Below are 16,797 nucleotides of genomic sequence, written 5' to 3' on the forward strand. Positions count from 1 at the left end.
TGATTGCTCAATCACCAATCTTCCGCACCATCCGACATTTGGGTAATGTCGAGCAGCCCCAAAACTGATTACCAACATTTTTGCCTTTAGACGAAGTGCGGAGCACCATTTCACTCCCGCATTTAGGGCATTTTCTATTTGAAGGTGGGTCGTTGCGTGATTGAAGATGTCGAACATGTTGTTGATGGGTTTGCCATGTGGCGTCCAGCTTTGTTGAAATGACTCGATCTACTATGCGTTGAACATCAGCTTCAGATAGAACATGCGTTTTGAAAGACTTGATGTATGAGATGTAACTGCCTGCTTGTGTCACATTAGCTGGCATCGCGGTTTTAAAAGTGCAGTCCCCTGTAAAAACTACCACTGAATGTATTACTTCAGAAGACAGTTCCATTAGTTGCTCCAGTGTTTTCACATGCTTAAAGTTCTGGTGCAGTGGGTTTTGAAACTTAAAGGACTGTTTGAAGATTTTTTGGGTCCACTGGGCTTGGCGTTCGTTACCGTATATCCAACCTTTCATATTTTTGGTTTCAACCACGAAGATGCCGAAACGTGATACAAAAATATGGTCAATCTGAGTCGTACCATCGGCCACTGGCAGGGTAACGTTATGAATAGGGTGATAGACATCCTTAGGTAGTCTGAACTTGGCAAAGAGTTTGACCAATGCTTCACCAAACCAACCTTTAAACCAGGGAGACTTTATGAATCCGGCCAGCAATGCAATGGGTACCAGCCACCACATCATCTTGACGGTTTCACTTAGACTCTGCTCCATGCTAACACTCCATGTGTACTTAAAACCTATGTAAGAACACTCTGAATAACAGTTTGAATTATAAAAAATTTATTTGTTATGTACCGACCATACCGGATTTTTCCTAATAAAATGCTATTGGAATATCGTTAGCAAGCACCCAAATGCTACTGATTTCCTAAATGCGGTCCGTTTCTTCTCTACTAATGTGTGCATTTTTTCGTGTCCCTTCGGTTCTTCGTGGTGATATTGGTTTTTGCCACGAAGGACACGCAAAATACGAAGGAGAATATTGGGTAGTGTTTTGCCTATATGAAATAGAGCATGAGGTTTGAGGCTATTGCATACGTTGCAGATTGTAGGTGCCTATTGGGGTAAGGATCTCCATGTAGCTATCTTCGGCTTTGATAATTTCCCACTTCAAATCGCTGTTATCAGACCCAAGCACCAGAACCGAGCCTTTGCGGGTATATAGGTAACTGCGGCTGCCATGTCCTTTAATTTGCTCAACAATTTCGTTTTTACTGAAAATAACCAGATTTCCCTCCCCCACATCATTGACTGAGCCATCATCGTAAATCACGGTCTGTAGTTTCCATTTACCAATGATATCCGCCTCTGCGGTAGCACAAGCACTTAGTATGAACAGCTGTAATGCAGCGATTAAAAGGTAACCTGTTTTTGCAATCATGGTCAGAACTCCGAAACCGAACTTGTAAATTTGGCTGTCGCTAACAGTCTGGCAATATCTTCCGGCAACTCGTCAAGTTTGTACCGTCTAGCCGATCTTGCTTCAGCGACAACTTTATCCTCATGATTGATAGATTTTGATGAGATGGTTTGAATTAGTTCTCTTTGTCCCCACGGATGAGGCGACCATTTAAACTGATGAACAAATTCAACTTGATAAGACCAACCACGGTACATTTTGGGGTATGGAATCTTTGCCTGAAGTTCGTCTTTAAAAATGGCGGCAAGGGTACCTACAGCAATTCCGGCGGCACCCCCTGTCGCTAATCCTACAGCTGTGGTTAGTGCAGCAGTACCTATATGTCCTGCATACCTAATGTTTGTCTCCCATTCAGTATTCCATCTGTTCGCAGACTGATCCGTTGGAAACTTTACAGTGTGTGTTAAACGACTACTTGTTTGTTCATTTATAAAACAATTGGGTTTACGACCAACTCCGACCCAGTGGCCACCGTCAGACCAATTGAGTTGATTGTGACATTTACGTTTCAGCTCATTACGGTCATGATCGTTTAACTTCTGGAGTGGAGGGATTGTACTCATGTGAAGATTCCATTCAAACTTTCATCCATAAGGTGAAAGTTTTGGCAACGGCTATTGAAATGTCAAATTTGATTAGCCAGCCAGTAAAACCCTTGTTTTGTGGTGAAACAGATACCTTTCTGAATCTGTGGGAGCAAAAGCCCTATTCGGCTCAGCAAAGGTAGGCAGCGATTTTGACAACTTTGATTCAGACTTGCTCTTCCTCAGCGCCCTGCGGTGAAACTATTTCTCTGCGAAAAACCTTAATTCAAGGACGGCGGTTAATCGCCGGTTCGTCATAAAACGCATCCAGGGACTGTTCTTTGAGTTTGCTGAGTCGCTCTTTGCGCTCTCGGCGCTGTGCGATGCTTTCACCGAATGCATCTTGATGCAAAGACTCGATTAGCTCCCTGGCTTCCTCTCTGCTTATCAGGCCAATATACTCCCCTGCATTCATAAAGCCTTCGGTCCGATACTTTAGCGTGTCATCAGGCTTGCCAGCCTTAGTGAGCTCATACACTTTGCGAATTCGGGTTTGGCATTCGGCTAAGAAGGCGTGCTTGTCCATATGCTGTTCCTGCTATTTTTCTCAGAATTTATCATGTGGGAGACAAATTCAATAGCCACTTACTGGCAGGGCAAATTGTCCAGATTGGATTTCTGTCCTATACCCTTCCTATCTGGTGTTAGTGGTAAAGCAATGATGGATTTACGGGTTCGGATCAGTGAGTACAAGCAGCAGGACCCAATGCGGGCGTCCAGCCAGCTATTGGATGCGATCAGTCGCAGTTTGTCGTTGCTGCAGCATAGTGATGTTAAGCGCCAGGCGCTAAAAGAGGGGGATGTTGCCCCGCAGGTCAGATTTAAGGATTTGCAAAATCAGCTTGTGCTGTTAAGTGACTTGCTGACCAATGGGCCGTTGATTCTAAGCTTTTATCGTGGCGGTTGGTGCCCTTATTGTGTTTTGGAACTTAAGGCCTGGCATGATGCCATTGCGGCGTGTCAGCAGCCGGTGAATTTTGTTGCCGTTACGCCGGAAATCGCTGTGCATGCAAAACAGACCCATAGTGATAACAATCTGCAATTTCCCATTTTGGTCGACAGCAAGAACCAGGCGGCCAATCAATTCGGCCTGACCTGGCATATTGACGATGATATGCGCGAGTTAATGGAAAAGTGGCATATAGACCTGACCAAGCGTAACTGTACCCAGGGCTTTGAATTGCCAATTCCCGCGACTTATGTGCTGGGTGCCGATGGCAGGATTCTGTATGCCTTTATTGAAGAAGATTACACCCAACGGGCAGAGCCTGCTGAAGTGTTGGCTATTGCGGGTTGGCATTCAGCCAAACAGGTTTAGAGCCAAAGCCGCCCCCCTTACTAAGCCAGAATCGTCACCCGCCAGGGCGGATTCAGGCGGTTGTCACCGGCATGGAAGAGTTTGATTTTATTGCCTGCCGGGTCATGGAGTATGGCTTCTCTCCATAGGTAGGGCATGTCCTGCGGTGCTTGGTCGAAGCTGATACCTTTGTCTTGCAGTTCGCTTACCTGTTCGTCCAGATTGTCGGATTCAAAATAGATCACTGACTGGTTTTGCACCGCCTCGGCTTGCAAAGCCAGCGAGAAGGTGCTGTCGCCTTGCGGGCAGCTAAAGCGCGCGTAGTGCGGAGTATCGACTATTTGTGTCATGCCCAGTTGCAGATAGAAAGTGACGGCGGCCTGCATATCGTTCACCGGCAGAGTAATTTGGTTCAAGTTCATGGTGCTTGTCCTTATTCGTAGTGATTACGCTGGCTGGGCAGATCGCTGTGGTATTGCACGAATTCCACTTCGAAGCCGTCGGCATCAATAAAGTAGGCATTGCTACGATAGGTGCTTTGCGCGCCTTTGCTGGGCTCAAAGCCGGCAGCATGCATACGGCTAATCAGGGCGTCGAGGTTGTGGGTAACAAAGGCAAAATGGGCCAGGCCTACCTGATTGCTACTGAGGTCGCGATTTTCCCCTTTACCGCTGTCGTTGAGGGTCAGGTAGTGATAGTCATCACCAAAGTGCAGCCAGTTACGCTCGGTGCCATACCAGTTCTGGCGGCCACCGCCGCGTACCTGCCAATGGGGAAAGGCGGCGCCGTAGAAGGCTAGCGCCTTGTCCATATCCCGCACAACCAGATTTAAGTGTTCTAAATGCATGATGTTTTATCCTCCTTTCAATTTTCAGGTAGGATAAAACCTCAAGCATGGTTGAGGTAAAGTGCCGGGGCTAAGAGAAAAACCTATTAAGGCATTCGACCCTGGCGATTAGCGCCCCGGCTGTCACTTGTTACTAGCGCGGGTCAGCCAGCTCGGCCTGAACCTTTTCAATGCTGTCGATAATCTGCAAAAAGTGCTGACCAAAGTCGGTAAATTGATACTCCACTCTGGGGGGGCTTTCCGGATAGATATGCTTTTTCACAATGCCAAAGCGGGTTAGCTTAACCAGACGCTCGTTCAGCACTTTGGTGGTCAGGCCTTCCACTTCACGCTGCATGGCACCGGGGCGATTAATACCCTGACGAATCAAACTGATCACGGTTAACGACCATTTACAGCCCACAATGCTTTCCACCATGGCATGCACCGTCATATTTGTTTGAATTTTTTTCTCTTTATTAATCAAAAAGATGCTCCATTTAGTACCTGGCTTACCAGTTTGTGCCTGCTATTTTTCCGGATGCTGTGGGGGTGTAATAGCCATGCTTTTAACCCACAGGAGAATATCATGAAAAGCAATGTAGTTTTCTATCACGCCGGTTGTCCAGTATGTGTTGATGCCGAACAAAGCCTGGCAGCCGCTTTGGATCCCAGCCGTTTTAATGTAGAGGTTGTGCACTTTGGCGACCAGCCACAGCGCGTGGCTGAAGCCGATAAGCTGGGTGTTAAGTCTGTGCCTGCTTTGGTCGTAGACGGTCAGGTGTTTCACATTAATTTTGGTGCGGCACTGAGCGATTTGCGTTAGTGGCAATGGCGGCGACTCAGGTTGCCGCCTTAATTTGATTAAGGAAGAGACATGCAAGTTCTGGTTTACGATACCCATGTAAATACAAAAAGCGGTGAGTACTATCATTTTGATGTGCTGGTTACCGAACAAGCCCGCCACCAGGCGGCACAATTTGCCGACGCTTATTTGCGAGATATCGGTGTGAGTGAGGCTGAGATAAGTCAGCAGCGTTGTGATTTTTGCCATTCTGAAATGGCCAATGCTGCGGTACGGTCCAGTATTGAACAACAAGGCTTTGCTATTATTCCGATGCAAGGCTGCCCGTCAGGCGATTAAATGGCAGCTCCCGCAAAGGCCTGTTTGGGGCGGGCGTTATTAAATACGAAGAACAGGAAATACACCAAGGGATCATAAACGCCACCAAACCCTTGTAAGATATTGCTTTTCTTCGTGTTCTTGGTGTACTTCGTGGTGAGAAATAAAAACTCAATAAACACGAAGGACACGAAAAGCACGAAGGGATCAAGAAATCCAACAAGCCTTTGAAAGATATTGTTTTTCTTCGTGCTCTTGGTGTACTTCGTGGTGAGAAATAAAAACCAATCAACAAGAAGAGCACGAAAAGCACGAAGGGATCAAGAAAGCCATCAAGCCTTTGAAAGATATTGTTTTTCTTCGTGTTCTTGGTGTACTTCGTGGTGAGAAATAAAAAACCAATCAACAAGAAGAGCACGAAAAGCACGAAGGGATCAAGAAAGCCATCAAGCCTTTGAAAGATATTGTTTTTCTTCGTGCTCTTAGTGTACTTCGTGGTGAGAAAGCAAGATCTCAGATAAACACTAAGAACAGGAAATGCACCAAGGAGTTAAGAACCTCCAGGTCATTTAAGGTATTAATGCTCTTGGTGTTCTCTGTGTACTTAGTGGTGAGCGTATAAGGTTGGATAAACTGATGAAAACCCCGACTAGCAAGATCATAGACTGCGCCGTGCATGACTATATCGAAGTGGCCTGCTTATATGCTTACGAGCTGGAGCTACGGATGCTGGACGGCCAGCAAAACCAGGGTAAGGCCATAACTACCCGCACACAAGCAGGGCGAGAGTGGTTAGTGATGCAAGGTGAGCAAGGGAAATTTGAGGTAGAACTAAACCAAGTGCGCAGCATTAAGGCGCTGACGGCAAACCGTTACTTTACTGAGGTTGAAGTGAGTAGCGGTGCCTGTTCGCTGGATTAGTCGCTACTTTTTGTGCGGCTTAACCTGATAATACTGCGGGTGGTCAGCGGCAAACTGATGTATCGCGGCTTCAAATCTGCCTGCTGCAAAGGCGGCTTCCACTTTTGGGCGAATTTCTTCCAACCGGGCAGCATGGATGGAGTGTTTGGAAAAACCAAAATACGCCAGACGGTTTAACTCATGGGTAAAAGGCTGAATAAGAATTTTGTCTTTTAATTCAGGGGCGCTGGCAAAAATTGCGGTGAGGTTTTCCAGACTGCTGATCACTGTATCCACCCTGCCTGCCAGCAAGAGTTTGTAGGTCAGGTGTACATCGTTCAGGGCAACTTTTTGCAACGACGTATCCTGATCAAACTGTTCAAAGTAATACACATTTTCGGTCACGCCTATCAAGCGGCCGTGCAGATCGTTATAACTCTCAATAGGGGGCGCATCTGGGCGCGTGGCAAAGATGTAAGCAGTGTCGTGGCGCATGGGCAACAGATGCAGAAACTCACGACGTTCTTCGCGATCCAGCACACCGGCAATAACATCGGCTGTGCCCTGTTTGATTCGTTTCAGACAATGATCGAAGTTAGGCTCGGTGACAAACTGCACTTCTAATTGCAGTTCTTCACCTAACTGAATAAGGGCCGACACATGCTCGCCAATGGGCGGTTCGGTGAGGATCTGGTAAGGCGGAAACTCGTCCAAACAGGCCAGCAATTGCTCACGCCCTGAACTGGCAAAAGCCATAGCGGATAGTAAGAGTAAAACCCCTATGCGCACCTGACGAGCTCCTGATTATTATCGTTTGCCAAGCCTAGCATATCTGGCAGTGGATGATGATAGGCCTTTTTAACTCAGTTAGGGGTTGTGCACTTTATTTATGCATTGATGAATCGGCTCAATTAACAAGGGGCTTAAATCAATGGCATTGGAGAAATGCGCAATGCTGTTGCTGGTGGCCAGGGCCTGCAAACCTGCTTCAAGCAGCATTGGCGCAGCGCCCTCGGCAAAAATACCGTGCACGGCGGCACATTCCTGCTGGGTAATGCCAGCCAGGTTCAGGGCTTGCATACATTGCAATATGGTCTGGCCGCTGGAAATCACATCATCAATAATCACGGCGGTGCGATGCTGATGAGCAGCCAGATCCGGCAGGGTAATTTCCACATCACGGTCCCCATGGCGCTGTTTTTCACCAATGACAAAGGGGTGTCCGCAACGTTCGGCGATACCAGCTACCCACTGCTCGCTTTCCGCATCCGGGCCTACCAGCAACAAATTGTCCCTGCCTTTCAGCCAGTTAGCCAAAGCTGGCGCGCCTTGTACCACTTCACTGGGCACGGTATAGATTTGATCCAGGCTGTGATAGCGGTGCAAGTGCGGGTCGACCGTGACCAGGTAGTCCATATGTTTTGACAGGGCGGCAGCAAAGATCTTGGAGGTAATCGCTTCACCGTCATGGAAGCGAATGTCCTGGCGCATATAGCTCAAATAAGGGGCGAGTAAGCCTACTGAGGCGGCGCCAAATTCTTTTAGGGTATCGAGCAGGAATATCAGCGGCAGGTATTTATCATTGGGGTGAACCAGGTCGACCAGTACCAGGACATCTTTGCCTTTTACCTCGCTGAGAATACGCAGATAAGACTCGCCGTCGGGGAACAATCTACTTTCCAGTTTGCCCTGCTCCGCACCCAATTGTTTGCACAGTGGAAGTTGCAAGGGATGTGGCGCGGGACTGAATAACACCAATGGGCGGCTCAAACTCATACGGGTTCCTCAATACAGAACATATCCTGATTATTGTGATAATACTCCATGGCGTATTCCTGTTCGCCAAGGCTGTCAGAATATAGGGTAAACAGCGGTTGATGCAATGTCAGGCGGTCGCCAACCTCGGCATGCAAACGCAGCCCCGCGGCTTTGTCGAACGGCGCGCCCGCGAGTTTGGCCAGCCGCGCCAGACGGCGATTATCAATGCGGGTCAATACACCGGTTTGCTGGCTGATTTGCAGATGTTGATAAGGTGCTTCAGGCAATGAAAACAGGCCACCTTGCGCTTCCACAATCAGCTTAAACTGCGCCCAGGCACGGCCGGATTCGAGAACATCAGTGGCTTGCAGCAAAGCTGCTTCCGGCCCGCAGTTTTGCGCTAAATCCAGCATATGGGAGGCCAGTAACAACGAGCGATGGCGCAAATCGCGCGGCGCATCAGTCTCACATTGTAAAACTGCCAGTAAGTCACGAGCCTCTTCTACCGGGCCGATGCCACGGCCAATTGGCCGACTACCGTCGGTGATCACGCAGCGCACATAAATACCGCAGGCTTCCCCAACTTGGGTGAACAGGGCTGACAGGCGGTCTGCCTGCTGGCGGGTACGTACCTTGGCGGTATCGCCGACTGGTATATCGATCACCACATGGGTGGAGCCGGCAGCGATTTTTTTTGACAGTACTGAGGCAATCAACTGCCCCTCGCCGTCCAAATCCAGCGCCCGTTCAATACGGATCAGTAAGTCATCCGCCGGGCTGAGATTGACCGCACCGCCCCAGGCCAGACAGGCGCCAGTTTGGGCGACTACGCGCTGTATATCAGCCAGTTGCAGATCAACCTTGGTTAACACTTCCATGGTATCCGCCGTGCCAGCCGGCGAGGTGATGGCTCTGGATGAGGTTTTGGGAACAGTCAGACCCGCAGCACTGGCGATGGACACCACAATAGGAGTGGTGCGATTGCCGGGAATGCCGCCAATGCAGTGTTTGTCGAAGACTTGTGATTCACCGGGCCAGCTTAAGCGCTTGCCACATCTGACCATGGCCTGGGTCAGGCTAACGATTTCATCGAGGTTTAAGCGACTGCCGGCGCAGACACTGAGAAAACTGGCTATCTCGATGTCGCTGTATCTGTGGGCGGCGATATCCTCGACGATTTCCTGCATTTCTTCATCGCTAAGGGCATGTCCAAAGACTTTCTTGCGCACCGCGCTCATGGATTGCAACAGTGGCGCATGGCCAATACACAGCTTGTCACCGTCTTTGGCGCGTAAACGTTGCACGGCGATATTAGACAAACCCACAGTACCGGGCTCAAGAACCTGCTGTTCCACTACGTTAAGAGTCGCCACCATCATATAACTGCCGTGGGTGACTAACACCCGGCTGCTGGCGGTAAAGCCTTCAGCCTTACACACGTGGCAGTCTTCCCGCATATACACCACAGGTTCCTGGTGGGTGTCTATGCCCATTTTTACCGCATTGAGGGTATGTACCGTTTCCATTATGTTTCCCTATCACTGCCACAGGGGCACGTCTGAGCTTAGCCCTGCCTGCAGGGTATTACAGTCAGCATAGAAGCTGGTTGATCCCAATCAAGGGGAATCACAGCATCCTTTTCAATGCCTGTCGGTGGAGGACAGGCGTCTTGTTCTGTGACCTGATTGGCGGCTATAGTGCCGCTGTCACTTTAATCAGTAAAGCCCTATGAAAACCTGCGCCTTTTTAAGTATGGACAACCTGGATGGCTATTTTGTTTATGATGAACTGCTGGTTGCCCCCTTGGCGGCCAAAGGCTGGCAGGTTGAAACGGTCTCCTGGCGAGATCCAAGTGTAGATTGGAGCCGTTTTAATGTGGTGGTGATCCGCAGCCCCTGGGACTACCAGCAAGCCCCCGAGGCTTTTTTAGCTTGTCTTAAACGCATTGAACAATCCGGTGCCCTGCTTGCCAATTCGTTGCCGCTGGTTAGTTGGAATATCAATAAGGGCTATTTGCGGGATGTGCAGGCCAGTGGTTTGCCTATTGTGCCGACCCTATGGCAGACGGATTTCAATCGGGATAACTGCTTGGCGGCTTTTGCGCAGTTTGGATGTCATGAGCTGATAATCAAGCCGCTGGTGAGCGCCAATGCCGATGATACCTACCGACTGGATGCGAAAGGGCTGGAAGATATGGCTGAGCTACTGGCAGCCAGATTCAAACAGCGCCCACATATGTTGCAGCCTTTTATACAAAGTGTATTGAGCGAAGGTGAGTATTCACTGTTCTTTTTTGCTCAGGACTACAGTCATTGCATACTTAAGCGCCCGGCCAGTGGCGATTTCAGAGTGCAGGAGGAACACGGTGGGCGTTTACAAGCGGTTGAACCTGAGCCAGCGCTTCTCACCCTGGCCAAACGCACCATGGCGGCCTTGCCGGATGAGCCTCTGTATGCCCGTCTCGACTTTATTCGCACACCACAGGGTTTTGCCGTGATGGAGCTGGAATTGATTGAGCCGTCGCTGTATTTCAATATGGATGCGGCATCACCAAACCGCTTTACCCAAGCTTTTGTGCGCAAATTTGGTCTGGGTACTTAATGCTGCGGTTTGATTGAAGCATGAATGGCAGCACTGATGATTTGCGCTGCCAACATCAGGATCTGCCCGTCCACATCGTCAAAGGCATCTGTGGTGGTTGAGAATACTTTGATCACGCCGACAACATCCTGCTGGTGGTTCAGCGGTACCACCAACATGGAATTGAGGCCCACTTTCTGACAGGCCTCCTTGTCTACTCTGGGATCATTCATCGCATCCTGGCAGTTCAGCAGCCGGTTTTCTTTGATACATAAACCAGACAGGCTTTTGTCTTTATGCAGGCGCATACCGAGGCGGTCTTTGGCTTTGCCGGTGGCCGCCCGATAGACCATTTCCTCACCATCCAGAATTTCTACCACTGCACCGGAGGCGAAAGTGAGTTGCTCAGCTAGGGTAGCCATTTTCTGCATAACCTCAGACAGGGAGGCTTTGCTGCCAATGATGTCTGTCTGGGCTTCAATAATGGTGAGCAACTGTTCTTTGGTCAGTGCTGACATGGACTCTGTTGACAGTGCCAACATAACAATCACCGTGATTTAGCAGCCTGTTACTTTAAAGCATAACGCAAAAATGCTCGCTGAACAGGCTGGAAATGATTACTTCAGTAAGTGCGGGTCAAACTCATGACCAAGCTTTTGCGTTTTGGTCCGGATGTAACCTTTGTTGTCATCCGTGATGCCATGATCGATAGGCGTGCGGCTGACCACCTCAATGCCTAAGTCTGTCAGCGCCTTTATCTTACGCGGGTTGTTGGTCATCAACTGAACCTTGCGGATATTCAGGTGATCCAGCATAAAACGACAAATGCGGTAATCGCGCAGGTCAGCGTCAAAACCCAGGTGTTCGTTGGCTTCCACAGTATCCATGCCATTATCTTGCAGATGATAAGCCCGGATCTTATTCAACAGGCCAATACCCCGACCTTCCTGACGTAAATACAGGATCACCCCTTTGCCATGTTCAACAATATTCTGCAGGGCTTTTTCCAACTGGAAACCACAGTCGCAACGGGTACTGAATAGTGCATCACCGGTCAGACATTCAGAATGGATGCGGATCGGCACGACCTCGTCGTCCTGCCATTCGCCGTAAGACAGGGCAACATGCTCCTGATCCGTGGCGACTTCTACAAAGCCATGGATAGTGAACTGGCCAAAACGGGTGGGTAGTTTGGCACTGCTGATGTATTCAAAAGGCGAATCCGCGTTGGTCATGATCTGATTCAGGTTGTTTTCTCGAGTTTAGTACAGGATCGGCTTGGGCTGGAATGTCAGGCCGCCAAAGGACGCACAATATAACGGCATTGCTGCTGAATGGAAAATCAAAAAAGTGAATTGGTTAATCTAATAAGTTGAACTGTGGGAAATACCTCTCGCCGAGAGATTATTTGGGCAGAGCGTTATTGAACATCAAGGGCACGAAACACACTAAGTGAGGCCGTTCACACCACTGCTGTGTTGATCTTCTTGGCGAGAATGAAAACCCAGTTAAGCCAGAGGGCTGAAGTCACGCAGGGGCGCCGGTCTGGCAACGCCATAACCCTGCGCATAATCAACGCCCATTTTGCCCAGCTCCACCATAATTTCTTTGCTCTCGACAAATTCCGCCACGGTTTTCATGCCCATGGCCTTGGCGACGTCTTTAATGGAGCTGACCATGGCCATATCAACAGGGTCAACCAGCAGATCCTTCACAAAGCCGCCGTCAATTTTTACGTAGTTGACCGGCAGGCTTTTGAGATAGCCGTAGGAAGAGAAACCACTACCGAAATCATCCAGCGCAAAGGTACACCCCAATTGGTGGAAGGTTTTAATAAACTGTAGCGTTTCATCCATTTTGATAATCGCCATGCTTTCGGTGATTTCAAAGCAGATCTTGTTGTAGGGAATACCGTATTTTTCAAAGGCATTGAGCACAAACAGACGCAGTTCCTTGTCACCCAGCGAGTGGCCGCTGAGGTTAATATTGGCGCGCACTAAGTTTTCTTTATGTTCAGGATGCTCGGCCAGCCAACGGAAATAATGTTCCACTACCCAGCGGTCTATCTGGGCGGTCAGGTTGTAATGCTCTGCGGCGGGTAAAAAGGCCACGGGCGAAACCATTTGCTCTTCATCGTCCCCTTGCATGCGCAGCAGGATTTCGTAGTGGTGGCCGCGAGATATCTTATTCAAGGGGTGATAGTGCTGGTAATACAGCACAAATCTGTCGTCCTGCAGAGCCTTGTTTATTAACGACACCCAGTGCAATTCAGTTTCATAACGCTGAATTTTGTCGTCCTGCTTGGAGTAAACATGCACCTGGTTTCGGCCCTGCTCTTTGGCCATATAACAGGCCGAGTCGGCCATGCTTAATAACTGCTCGGGTGAATGAATGGCCTTGTGATAAGGCACCAGGCCAATACTGATACCTAAGGTAAAGATGCGGTTATCCCATACAAAACGGAATTGCTGCACCACATTCAGCAGTTTGTTGGCCAGCAGATAGGCATTTTCGTCACTGGCTTGCTCGCTTTCCAGTAACACACCAAATTCGTCACCGCCCAGGCGGGCCAGAATGCCGCGCCCCTCAACGACTTGGTTTAGCTGCTGAGATAATTGTTTGATGAGAATGTCACCCGCCTTGTGTCCGCAGGTATCGTTAACCACCTTAAACTGGTCAAGATCCATGTATAACAAGGTAAGTTCCTGATCGGCATCCCTGGCCTGATTTAAGCCATTACGCAGTCGCTGTTCAAACTCACGGCGATTATAGACGCCGGTGAGCGGGTCATGGGTAGCCATATATTCCAGGCTCATGCTGGTTTCTTTGCGCTCGGTAATGTCGAAAATGGTACCGAACAGATAATCTTCATTATGTTCGTGACGAAGCTGTACCGAGATAGAAAACCAGAACTGGCTGCCGTCACGACGCACGCCACGGATTTCGCGACCCATCACTACCCCTTGTTTAACCAGCTCTTCAACCAGGGTCAGGCGGTCGGTTTGATTGGCGTAAAACTGCGAGGTATTGCTGCATTCCTTGAGCATTTGTTGCTCATTGTCATAGCCGAATAGCTTACACATGGCCGGGTTGGTGGTAATAAGCTTGCCGCTTAAGGTCGACGTATAAAGCCCTTCGGCAGAATTACGGAATAGCTCGTAAAAGCGACGCAGGTCGTTAATGGTATTGCTTTGCCGCTCATAGCGGGACAACACCTGGGCTTGCTGATGGGTTTCCACCGCTAAGGCAATCAGCAATATCCCCAGCAGCATCAGCAGGGTCAGATACAGACTGAAGGTATTACCAAGCAGTATGCCGCTGACATAAAACGCGGATTGCACTAGTGCAATCACGCTGATGGTTGACCAACCGATGGCATACAGCCGGTTTGGACGCCCGTCTTTGCGGTCGCTGTAGCGCCAGGACAAACCAAGCTGCACGACCAGGGTGGAACCAGCCAGGCCGATGGCCGTAATGATCTGCCAGTAATCATCCAGAATAAAGGCGCTGAGCAGCAATAAATAAGATGCGCTGTAAGAGACGTAGCGCCAATACAAGGGTACGCCGCGCAGCATCAAATGCGAGACTTTGGAGGCATTAAACAGCGCTAAGGCCACCAAACTCAAGGTCAGTATGGAAATGTAGTTGGAAAGCGGTGGGACGATTTGCACCAGCAGGCCTTCCACATTGAGAAACAGCAGCAGGAAGCTAAAACTGGCCATGGAAAACCAGAAGCGCACAGGGCTTCTCAGCAGCACATAGGTAATCAGATAGTAAAATGCCAGTATGGCCAGTGCGCCGCCAATCATGCCAATCTTGGCCAGATTGCCTTGTTCCTCAGCGATCAGCGCCTCATCCCGCCATAGGTCAATGGGGAACACCAACGGCCCTTTGTCGGCCACCCTAAAATAGATATCCAGCTTTTCGCCCGCGGTCATTTCAAGGCGGATTAAAAAGTTTCTGTGATTGATTTCCCGGGCACTGAACGGTCGCATCGCTCCCATCATCAAAGAGCGGCGAATACGGCCTCTGTCATCCAGCAAGTACAGATCAACTTCGTCGAGCGTGGGGTTGGCGATAACAAAGGCAAAACGGGCATGGTTACCGGCCTGCTGCACTACACTGAAACGTCCCCACAGGCTTTGGTTTGGTTCCAGCGGGCTGATGTCCAGATTGGTATGCCAATCAGGATTGGATTGCACGTCGGAAAGCTGCGCGTATTTTTCGGCACGCAAATACTCTACCTGACCTTGCAATTCCTGGTGTGTGAAGGTCGAGTCCAAAAGCAGCGGCTTGGCCTGAGAAGGCAATGTCAGGCCTAATAGCAGATACCCAAGCAGCAGTAGTAAAGGCGCAGATTTCAACGTCAGTTTTGATTATAGTTATGACGACTTGATGTCAGTATAAAGTCTTTGGCTGCGCATAAAAGCCCTGATTTTTATTGGGTGTATATTATTTGGCTTAAAATGCTGTTTCATTGCCTTCAGTCAGCTCTGCACCGACCAGTTTTAACTGACTGATAAAATAGGGAAAATCACCTTCTTTGAGGGCTTCAACCCAGACCGATTCACACAAAGACTCCATGCATAACAAGTAGAGCCTGCCATCCAGCTCAAAGCGCTGCTGCCAGCGGTCTGCGCCCCATTCCAGTGCCAGCATATCCGCACCCAGGATGTTGGCCAACTGAGCTGATAATGCCTGTATGCCGGACTCGGAAAAATCTGTGACGCCAGGCAGATTCACGCAGTCAGGTGTCGATACAAAGTGAATTCCGTTTAGCTGCTGCATGATATTTCCATACTCTTGCCCCAATCCGGCGGTGGCTTGGCATAATGGGCATTGGTTGGTTGTTCATCAAAAGGTGCGCTCAACACCGTAAATAGTCTTTCAAATTCACTGAAATCACCTTGCTCCGCCTGTTCAATGGCTTGTTGAGCCAGGTAATTACGCAGCACATATTTGGGGTTGGCTGCCTGCATCTGCTGGTGGCGAAGCTGGTGTGAGCCACTTTGCTGATTAAGGCGCTGAATGTACCTGTCCAACCAGGCCTTGGCCTGATTGCGGTCGACGAAGTGATCCAGTAACAGATTGGGCTGCTCGGGCTGGAAATGACTCAGCAGCCGGAAACTTTGGTGGTAATCCCGCCGCTCTCTGGCCAGCAGATTCAGCCAGTCACTAATCAGTGGTTCGTCCTGTTCGCTGGCTGCTTGCAAGCCCAATTTATCTGCCATCAGCGCGAAGTAATGGCTAAGCAGTCTGGGCTCGTACTGGCCCAGCGCCTGTTTTATTTCCTCTAGGCTCAAATGGCCGCTAAAGGCATGCGCCAACGCATTGAGGTTCCACAAGGCGATGCCTGGCTGGCGGTCAAAGGCGTAACGGCCCTGATGGTCAGAATGATTGCAGATATAGTCCTGCTGAAAATCATCCAAAAAGGCGTATGGGCCAAAGTCAAAACTGATGCCGTGAATAGACATATTGTCGGTATTCATGACGCCGTGTGCAAAACCAAAGGCCTGCCATTTGGCAATCAGCTCGGCAGTATCCACTACTATCTGCTCAAGCAGACGGTAATATCGGTCTTCGCTGTCGTTAAGATGCGGAAAATGCTGGGTAAAGCAATAATCAAATAAGCGCTGCAGCTTATCGCTCTGGCCGCTGTGAAAGAAATATTCAAAGTGACCGAAGCGTATATGGCTCTGACAGGTACGAATCATCATGGCGGCAGTTTCCTGACGCTCACGCATCACAGGTTCGCTACTGCTGATCAGACACAGAGACCGGGAGCTGGGAATGCCCAAATGATACATGGCTTCACCCACCAGATATTCGCGAAGGGTGGAGCGCAATACCGCGCGCCCATCACCAAAGCGCGAGTATGGGGTTTGCCCCGCGCCTTTTAAATGCAAATCGACCGGCTTACCTTGTTTATCGCGTGTTTCCCCAAGCAGCAGGCCGCGCCCGTCACCCAGTTGCGGATTCCACTGGCCGAATTGGTGGCCACCGTACTTTTGCGCCATGGCCAGACGATTCAAACGCCCGGTTTCGCTAAACAACTCGTGAAATAACTGCTGTTCAACAAATAGTTGTGGATCCAGATCAAGGTCTGCCAATAAAGACTGGTTAACATGCACCAATCTTGGATTTTGCGGTGGCTGGACGCTGACCTGGCTACCCAGATCGGCTAATGTTTGAGCATAAGTGTGAGCCAAATACACAGGCGCGCCGTATAGAAAATGAAAAAC

20 protein-coding genes are annotated in these 16,797 nt (G+C 49.5%); 5 read left to right on the forward strand and 15 right to left on the reverse strand.

The genetic code is table 11. From position 1 onward, the window contains the following. Positions 1 to 7: 7 nt before the first annotated feature. The 4 genes from KJY73_RS10925 to KJY73_RS10940 all read right to left on the reverse strand — a co-directional run bounded on the left by KJY73_RS10925 (position 8) and on the right by KJY73_RS10940 (position 2,597). On the reverse strand, positions 8 to 778 hold the full coding sequence (locus KJY73_RS10925; protein WP_214343808.1) for an NERD domain-containing protein: 771 nt from the start codon (positions 776 to 778) through the stop codon (positions 8 to 10). Between the two features lie 316 nt (positions 779 to 1,094). Further along, on the reverse strand, positions 1,095 to 1,448 hold the full coding sequence (locus tag KJY73_RS10930) for a hypothetical protein (RefSeq protein WP_214343809.1): 354 nt from the start codon (positions 1,446 to 1,448) through the stop codon (positions 1,095 to 1,097). 2 nt (positions 1,449 to 1,450) lie between these two features. Further along, positions 1,451 to 2,050 (reverse strand): hypothetical protein, encoded by a 600-nt coding sequence (locus tag KJY73_RS10935; protein WP_214343810.1) that lies wholly within the window; start codon positions 2,048 to 2,050, stop codon positions 1,451 to 1,453. Positions 2,051 to 2,297: 247 nt separating this feature from the next. Beyond that, positions 2,298 to 2,597 carry a hypothetical protein gene (locus tag KJY73_RS10940; RefSeq protein ID WP_214343811.1) on the reverse strand — a complete coding sequence of 100 codons (300 nt, stop codon included), beginning with the start codon at positions 2,595 to 2,597 and terminating at the stop codon, positions 2,298 to 2,300. A gap of 33 nt (positions 2,598 to 2,630) precedes the next feature. On the opposite strand from KJY73_RS10940, the gene KJY73_RS10945 reads away from it, so the two are divergent. After that, on the forward strand, positions 2,631 to 3,389 hold the full coding sequence (locus tag KJY73_RS10945; protein WP_214343812.1) for a peroxiredoxin-like family protein: 759 nt from the start codon (positions 2,631 to 2,633) through the stop codon (positions 3,387 to 3,389). Between the two features lie 20 nt (positions 3,390 to 3,409). On the opposite strand, the gene KJY73_RS10950 is transcribed toward KJY73_RS10945, so the two are convergent. The 3 genes from KJY73_RS10950 to KJY73_RS10960 form a co-directional block, all read right to left on the reverse strand. Continuing rightward, on the reverse strand, positions 3,410 to 3,790 hold the full coding sequence (locus KJY73_RS10950) for a VOC family protein (protein ID WP_214343813.1): 381 nt from the start codon (positions 3,788 to 3,790) through the stop codon (positions 3,410 to 3,412). 11 nt (positions 3,791 to 3,801) lie between these two features. Continuing rightward, positions 3,802 to 4,218, reverse strand: coding sequence for a VOC family protein (locus KJY73_RS10955; RefSeq protein WP_214344606.1), 417 nt, complete (start codon positions 4,216 to 4,218; stop codon positions 3,802 to 3,804). A 130-nt stretch (positions 4,219 to 4,348) separates the two neighbouring features. Next, on the reverse strand, positions 4,349 to 4,633 hold the full coding sequence (locus KJY73_RS10960) for a winged helix-turn-helix transcriptional regulator (protein ID WP_214344608.1): 285 nt from the start codon (positions 4,631 to 4,633) through the stop codon (positions 4,349 to 4,351). A gap of 150 nt (positions 4,634 to 4,783) precedes the next feature. Between KJY73_RS10960 and KJY73_RS10965 the strand changes: the two genes are divergently transcribed. From KJY73_RS10965 to KJY73_RS10975, 3 genes are all read left to right on the forward strand, one after another. Next, positions 4,784 to 5,020 carry a thioredoxin family protein gene (locus tag KJY73_RS10965; RefSeq protein WP_214343814.1) on the forward strand — a complete coding sequence of 79 codons (237 nt, stop codon included), beginning with the start codon at positions 4,784 to 4,786 and terminating at the stop codon, positions 5,018 to 5,020. Positions 5,021 to 5,071: 51 nt separating this feature from the next. Next, on the forward strand, positions 5,072 to 5,338 hold the full coding sequence (locus KJY73_RS10970; RefSeq protein ID WP_214343815.1) for a DUF2024 family protein: 267 nt from the start codon (positions 5,072 to 5,074) through the stop codon (positions 5,336 to 5,338). Between the two features lie 615 nt (positions 5,339 to 5,953). After that, entirely contained in the window at positions 5,954 to 6,238 is a 285-nt protein-coding gene (locus tag KJY73_RS10975) for a Rho-binding antiterminator (RefSeq protein WP_214343816.1), read from the forward strand. A 3-nt stretch (positions 6,239 to 6,241) separates the two neighbouring features. Here KJY73_RS10975 and KJY73_RS10980 read toward each other — a convergent pair whose 3' ends face one another. The 3 genes from KJY73_RS10980 to KJY73_RS10990 form a co-directional block, all read right to left on the reverse strand. Continuing rightward, positions 6,242 to 7,006, reverse strand: a complete 765-nt coding sequence (locus KJY73_RS10980) for a substrate-binding periplasmic protein (RefSeq protein WP_214343817.1) — start codon at positions 7,004 to 7,006, stop codon at positions 6,242 to 6,244. Between the two features lie 78 nt (positions 7,007 to 7,084). Further along, positions 7,085 to 7,993, reverse strand: a complete 909-nt coding sequence (locus tag KJY73_RS10985; RefSeq protein WP_214343818.1) for a ribose-phosphate diphosphokinase — start codon at positions 7,991 to 7,993, stop codon at positions 7,085 to 7,087. Next, positions 7,990 to 9,501 carry a thymidine phosphorylase family protein gene (locus KJY73_RS10990; protein WP_214343819.1) on the reverse strand — a complete coding sequence of 504 codons (1,512 nt, stop codon included), beginning with the start codon at positions 9,499 to 9,501 and terminating at the stop codon, positions 7,990 to 7,992. The genes KJY73_RS10985 and KJY73_RS10990 overlap by 4 nt, the downstream gene beginning before the upstream one ends. A 202-nt stretch (positions 9,502 to 9,703) precedes the next feature. Between KJY73_RS10990 and KJY73_RS10995 the strand changes: the two genes are divergently transcribed. Next, a complete protein-coding gene (locus tag KJY73_RS10995) occupies positions 9,704 to 10,576 on the forward strand; it encodes an ATP-grasp domain-containing protein (protein ID WP_214343820.1) in 873 nt (290 codons plus the stop codon). Here the strand turns inward: KJY73_RS10995 and KJY73_RS11000 are convergent. From KJY73_RS11000 to KJY73_RS11020, 5 genes are all read right to left on the reverse strand, one after another. Beyond that, entirely contained in the window at positions 10,573 to 11,097 is a 525-nt protein-coding gene (locus KJY73_RS11000; protein ID WP_214343821.1) for a GAF domain-containing protein, read from the reverse strand. The genes KJY73_RS10995 and KJY73_RS11000 overlap by 4 nt on opposite strands. A gap of 75 nt (positions 11,098 to 11,172) precedes the next feature. Next, positions 11,173 to 11,790: a GTP cyclohydrolase II gene (gene ribA, locus KJY73_RS11005; RefSeq protein ID WP_214343822.1), complete on the reverse strand. Its 618-nt coding sequence runs from the start codon at positions 11,788 to 11,790 to the stop codon at positions 11,173 to 11,175. Positions 11,791 to 12,063: 273 nt separating this feature from the next. After that, entirely contained in the window at positions 12,064 to 14,919 is a 2,856-nt protein-coding gene (locus tag KJY73_RS11010; RefSeq protein ID WP_232848571.1) for an EAL domain-containing protein, read from the reverse strand. A gap of 97 nt (positions 14,920 to 15,016) precedes the next feature. Beyond that, positions 15,017 to 15,343 (reverse strand): DUF3630 family protein, encoded by a 327-nt coding sequence (locus KJY73_RS11015; protein WP_214343823.1) that lies wholly within the window; start codon positions 15,341 to 15,343, stop codon positions 15,017 to 15,019. Continuing rightward, the gene (locus KJY73_RS11020) at positions 15,331 to 16,770 is read right to left on the reverse strand and encodes a protein adenylyltransferase SelO (protein ID WP_214343824.1); all 1,440 of its coding nucleotides are present in this window, start codon (positions 16,768 to 16,770) and stop codon (positions 15,331 to 15,333) included. The genes KJY73_RS11015 and KJY73_RS11020 overlap by 13 nt, the downstream gene beginning before the upstream one ends. Between the last annotated feature and the right edge of the window lie 27 nt (positions 16,771 to 16,797).

It is taken from the genome of Bowmanella yangjiangensis (assembly GCF_018531185.1).
Lineage (GTDB): Bacteria > Pseudomonadota > Gammaproteobacteria > Enterobacterales > Alteromonadaceae > Bowmanella > Bowmanella yangjiangensis.